At 69.0% G+C, this 4,516-nt stretch carries 5 protein-coding genes; 4 read left to right on the top strand and 1 reads right to left on the bottom strand.

Annotation, left to right across the window (positions count from 1 at the left end; all coding sequences use genetic code 11):
- The first annotated feature begins 38 nt into the window (after positions 1–38).
- The 3 genes from ACFWPJ_RS00585 to ACFWPJ_RS00575 are packed head-to-tail and all read left to right on the top strand — an operon-like array spanning position 39 to position 928.
- Positions 39–230 carry an ESX secretion-associated protein EspG gene (locus ACFWPJ_RS00585; RefSeq protein WP_378845550.1) on the top strand — a complete coding sequence of 64 codons (192 nt, stop codon included), beginning with the start codon at positions 39–41 and terminating at the stop codon, positions 228–230.
- Positions 231–272: 42 nt separating this feature from the next.
- Positions 273–602 carry a WXG100 family type VII secretion target gene (locus ACFWPJ_RS00580; protein ID WP_378845548.1) on the top strand — a complete coding sequence of 110 codons (330 nt, stop codon included), beginning with the start codon at positions 273–275 and terminating at the stop codon, positions 600–602.
- A gap of 32 nt (positions 603–634) precedes the next feature.
- A complete protein-coding gene (locus ACFWPJ_RS00575) occupies positions 635–928 on the top strand; it encodes a WXG100 family type VII secretion target (protein ID WP_022567327.1) in 294 nt (97 codons plus the stop codon).
- 213 nt (positions 929–1,141) lie between these two features.
- Here ACFWPJ_RS00575 and eccE read toward each other — a convergent pair whose 3' ends face one another.
- Positions 1,142–2,881 (bottom strand): type VII secretion protein EccE, encoded by a 1,740-nt coding sequence (eccE, locus tag ACFWPJ_RS00570; protein WP_378845547.1) that lies wholly within the window; start codon positions 2,879–2,881, stop codon positions 1,142–1,144.
- Positions 2,882–2,998: 117 nt separating this feature from the next.
- Here eccE and eccB point away from each other — a divergent pair, with 117 nt between their 5' ends.
- Positions 2,999–4,507: a type VII secretion protein EccB gene (gene eccB, locus ACFWPJ_RS00565; RefSeq protein WP_378845545.1), complete on the top strand. Its 1,509-nt coding sequence runs from the start codon at positions 2,999–3,001 to the stop codon at positions 4,505–4,507.
- Positions 4,508–4,516: the final 9 nt, after the last annotated feature.

Below are 4,516 nucleotides of genomic sequence, written 5' to 3'. Positions count from 1 at the left end.
CTCAATCCACCGGCCACCCCCGATAAAAACACCTCTCTATGCGGCGGCCGCGTCAGTTTTGTTTAAGAGACAGGTACCACACCGCGCGCGGCCGGATCGTCGTCGCGCCGATGACGGCGCCCGACGGGCAGGTGTGGTCGACCATCACGCCGGGCACCGACCACCGCCTGACCCAGGCAGTCGGTGCGCTCCTCGAGGGGCTTCCCGGTGGGGGGTGGCGGCCCGATTAAGCCATCTCTCGTTTCAACCATCAAGTAGGAAAGGTTCGGCACATGCCCCCTCAGGGACCAGTAGGTGTAGAAGCCGGCGGCGTAGACGGCGTCGTCTCCAAGCTCGAAGGCACCATCAACAACCTTCGTACGTCGGTCGGCCAGATCGACGACGCGGCCCAGGCCGTGCTGCGCGGCTGGAAGGGTGACGCCTCCGACGAGTTCGTGAAGGTCGCCCAGGCCTGGCACGACGAGGCCGACGCTCTGAACAAGAAGTTCGACCGGCTCACCGAAGCCGTCAACACCGGTAAGTCCACCCTGGTGAACATGGACGGCCAAGGCCTGTCCGGCGGTGGCGCCACCAGCGGCGGCGGCAGCTACACCAACCTCTGACCGCGCATCAGACACGAACAGGAACTGAGCTCATGACCATTCTTTACGATCCCGCGGCGATGAACGAGCTGTTCAGCGACCTGCAGACCTACGGCGGGAAGATGAAGGGCGAAATCGACGAACTCGAGGGCGCCGCTTCGGATTTCCGGAACAACCTGCAGGGTGACAACGCGATCTCGAACTTCGACACCGCGCACAAGAACGTCACCACCGAGCTGACCGACACCCTCGACAAGCTCGACAAGCTCGCCGCTCAGGTCGAGTCCGCGCTCAACCGCGCGCTCGAGGCCGACGGCAAGGTCGGCGACGGTTTCGCCGACTTCTGAGTTATCGGAGCGCTGGCGCGCTCGAGCGCGGCCCCCTTGGGGCCCAACGAAAACGGGGCGAGACTCGTGCCTGCGGCACATGGTCTCGCCCCGTTTTCGTCGGGCTGGGCCGCTATGCCCGCTGCGCGGGCGGGGCCTCCTCGAGGTCGGCCCGTGCGGGGTTGATTCACGCTGTCGGCGCTGTTCGGGCTGAGGTCGTCGCTCAGCCCGGACTCATCGCGCCGCGAGTGATTCGCCGATGTAGTGCATCTCGTCAGGGGTAGTCACCATCGACACCGTCGCGCTGCCGGTGCTGGTGCGCACCGTGATCCGGTTCGGGGCGTACGGGTCCTGGATGAGGGTGACATCCGGCGGCATCGCTTCCGGATCACGTTCGGCGGTGCGGACTTCGACGATGGTCGCGCCGCCCAGATGGGTGGTGGGGGCGATGCCGTCGAAGACCAGGACCGTCGTGGTGGGGTAGGGGGCCGCGGGGACCGGCGGCGGGCCGGGCGGGGGCTGCGGGGTCGCGCCCGCGGCGCGCGGCGCGATCGACAGCAGCTGGGGAGTGGCCAGATTGGCCACCATCGACTGCCACGCCTGCGGGCGGGAGGTGTGCACGACGGCGTGGGCGCCGAGCGCGGTGGCCCGCAGGACCACCTGCTGCGCGAGGTCGAGGTTGCCGATCACGTCGACGTGGCGGGTGCCCGCGCCGATCAACGGGACCGCGATGCCCTGGCCGCGCTCGTCGGCGCCGATCAACTGGCCGCAGCCGATGGTCGGTACGGCGATGTCGGCGAGCGCGGTGAGGGTGCCGCGGTAGCCGTCGCGGCCACCGAGGTCGTCGGCGGCGCCGATGGGCAAGGTGTCGAGCAGGATTCGGCGCTGGCTGCCTGGCAGCTCACGCAGACCGGCGATCGGCGCCTCGTCGAAGGGCTCCACCGAATCGAAACGGACGACGGCGTTGAGCACCACGGTCCCCGCCTTGTCGTCCGCGCGACCGTTGCGGCGCGCGCCGGGGTGCAGGCGCAGGGTGACGGTGGTCGACAGCGTCGGCAGCGACCAGATCTCGGCCAGCCCATTCGTGCCGATCATCGGCGCGGTGAGCTGGTAGTGGGTGAGATTGCGGCCGAACTCGGACTCGAGGCCGTGCGCCGACTCGGTCAGCCGCAGCGGGTCGAAGCCGTAGGACAGTTCGCGGACCGCGCTGTTCATCTCGGTGGCGGTGAGCACCGCGGCATCGATGCCCTGGGTGGCCAGCCGGTTGGCGACCCGGCGGGTGGCGATGATCATCGTGCGCAGTGCGCCGGTCGCGCCGCCGCCGCGCTTGTCCACCGCCGTCGCGTTGGCGACCGGATCCAGGCGCAGCACCAGCCAGCAGGTGCGGTGCGCGATGGCGGGCAGCGGCCCGAGGATGCGGTTGTAGAGGTGCGCGGCGGCACCGGTGCCCGCGGTGCGCGCGCCGGTGGCGATGACGTCGATGCTCACCAGCTCGACATCGAACTGATCGAGGCAGCGCGCCACCTCGGTGAGCGGCAGCAACTGGTCGGCACTGAGCGAGCCGCGGCGCAGCAGGGTGAGCGCGTCCGGCGGCGGATCGATCCGCAGCATCGTCAGCAGCAGATCGCCGTCCCAGCGCACGCCGCAGCCGCCGCCCTCGGGCAGCGGCACGTCGAACGCGGGTGCGCGGTCGAGGGTGTCGGCGCGAGCCCGCAGACGTCGCGCGAACCAGTCACCGATCCGCACCGCGGGTGGCCGCCGCCGGATCGGGACCAGCCCGATCAGCAACACGGCCGCCGCACCACCGATCGCCCCGTAGACCGAGTCGGTCGTCGCCAGCACTATCCAGGCCACGATCGCCGCGAGCACCGCGACCGGCACGCACGCGCGCAGCGGATACATCCGGAACAACCAGAATTCCGGATCACGCAAGGTGTCGTAGGCATTGTCGCCGCCGGTTTGCCCGGCGTTCATTCTGCTGTTCAAAATCGTTGTCCCTGCTTGGCATACGTCGAATCATGGTGAAGGACAATTCCGGATTTACGGTACCGTGTCCGACGAGATGGTGATCAACGCAGCAATGGAGTCCCTGTGCCGGCACAGCTGACAACCAAGGCCCAGGTCAATGGTTATCGTTTTCTCCTGCGCAGGCTCGACCACGCCCTCGTCCGCCGTGACGTGCGCATGCTGCACGATCCGATGCGGTCGCAGAGCAGGTCGATGATGGTCGGCGCGGTCCTCGGGCTGATCATCGTGGCAGGCGCGGCCATCCTCGGTTTTCTCAAACCGCAGGGTGCGATCGGCGACGCGTTGATCGTCACGGGGAAGCAGAGCGGCGCCATGTATGTGGTCGTCGAGGCCAAGGAGGGCGAGAAGACCCTCCACCCGGTGCTCAATCTGGCCTCGGCCCGGCTCATCGCCGGTGACGCGCAGGCCCCGAAATCGGTGAAGGACGACAAGCTCGGTTCGATGCCGCGCGGCCCGCTGCTCGGCATCCCCGGCGCCCCGGCCGCGATGCCGGGTTCCAAGCAGGGGTCGAGCTCGAATTGGACGCTGTGCGAGACCACCCAGCTCTCCGCATCGGGCAGCGCGTCCGGCGCCAGCGGCGGCCTCACCACCGCCATCGTCGGCAAGCCGGAGACCGGTGACCGGATCGGCGCCACCGGCCCCGACGACGCCCTGCTGGTGCGGCACGACGACAAGACCTACCTCGTGTACCGGGGGACAAGGGCCGAGGTCGATCCGGCCGATTCGGTGATCGCGCGCACCCTCGGCCTGAGCGGCAAGCAGGTCCGCCCGATCGGCAGCGGTGTGCTCGGCGCGACCACCCAGGCGCCCGCGCTGGCCGTGCCGACCATCGAACGCGCGGGCGAACCCGGCCCAGGCAAACTCGCGAATGTGCCGGTCGGCGGCATCATCTCGGTCACCGGTGTCCAGGCCGCGGATCAGGAAACGATGTACGTGGTGCTCGCCGACGGTGTGCAGCGCGTCTCGGAATTCACCGCCGACCTGCTGCGCAACGCCGATTCACGGGGCATGCGTGAGATCGCCGAGCTGGCACCGGACGTGCTCGACCGGATGCCGATGCTGAAGACCCTGCCGATCGAGGACTTCCCCGAGCGCAAGCCGCGCATCCTGTCCGCCGAGGACGCCCCCGTGGCCTGCGTGAGCTGGGCCAAGGACCCGGGCGAGGCCACCGCGCCGGGCAAATCGGTGGACGGGCCGGCCGAACGCGCCACGGTGACATTGCTCGCCGGTACGAAACTGCCGCTGGCCGATTCGGCCAAGCCCGTGACGCTCTCGACCGCCGACGGCTCGGGCGACCGGATGGACGCGGTGTACGTGCCGCCGAGCACCGGTGAATACGTGCAGGTCACCGGCGCCGAACCGGGCAGCCTCCGGCGCGAATCGCTGTTCTATGTGGCCGACAACGGGATTCGCTACGGCATTCCCGACACCGCCACCGCCGCGGTGCTCGGCCTCGGTGACAAGCCGCGGCTCGCGCCGTGGTCGATCATCGGCCAGCTCGTCCCCGGTCCGACCCTGTCCGCGAAAGACGCGCTGACCAGCTACGATTCGCTGCCCTCAGCCACCAAATAGCCGAAAAGT

Source organism: Nocardia sp. NPDC058497, from assembly GCF_042720195.1.
Classification (GTDB): domain Bacteria; phylum Actinomycetota; class Actinomycetes; order Mycobacteriales; family Mycobacteriaceae; genus Nocardia.
The sequence above is the reverse complement of the archived record's forward strand: the minus strand, read 5'-3'. Positions and strand labels throughout refer to the sequence as shown.

Excerpts from the sequence above, each read along its gene's own strand:
- ACFWPJ_RS00585 (WP_378845550.1), top strand. The coding sequence starts at position 39 with ATGCGGCGGCCGCGTCAGTTTTGTTTAAGAGACAGGTACCACACCGCG.
- eccE (WP_378845547.1), bottom strand. The coding sequence starts at position 2,881 with ATGAACGCCGGGCAAACCGGCGGCGACAATGCCTACGACACCTTGCGT.
- ACFWPJ_RS00575 (WP_022567327.1), top strand. The coding sequence starts at position 635 with ATGACCATTCTTTACGATCCCGCGGCGATGAACGAGCTGTTCAGCGAC.
- ACFWPJ_RS00580 (WP_378845548.1), top strand. The coding sequence starts at position 273 with ATGCCCCCTCAGGGACCAGTAGGTGTAGAAGCCGGCGGCGTAGACGGC.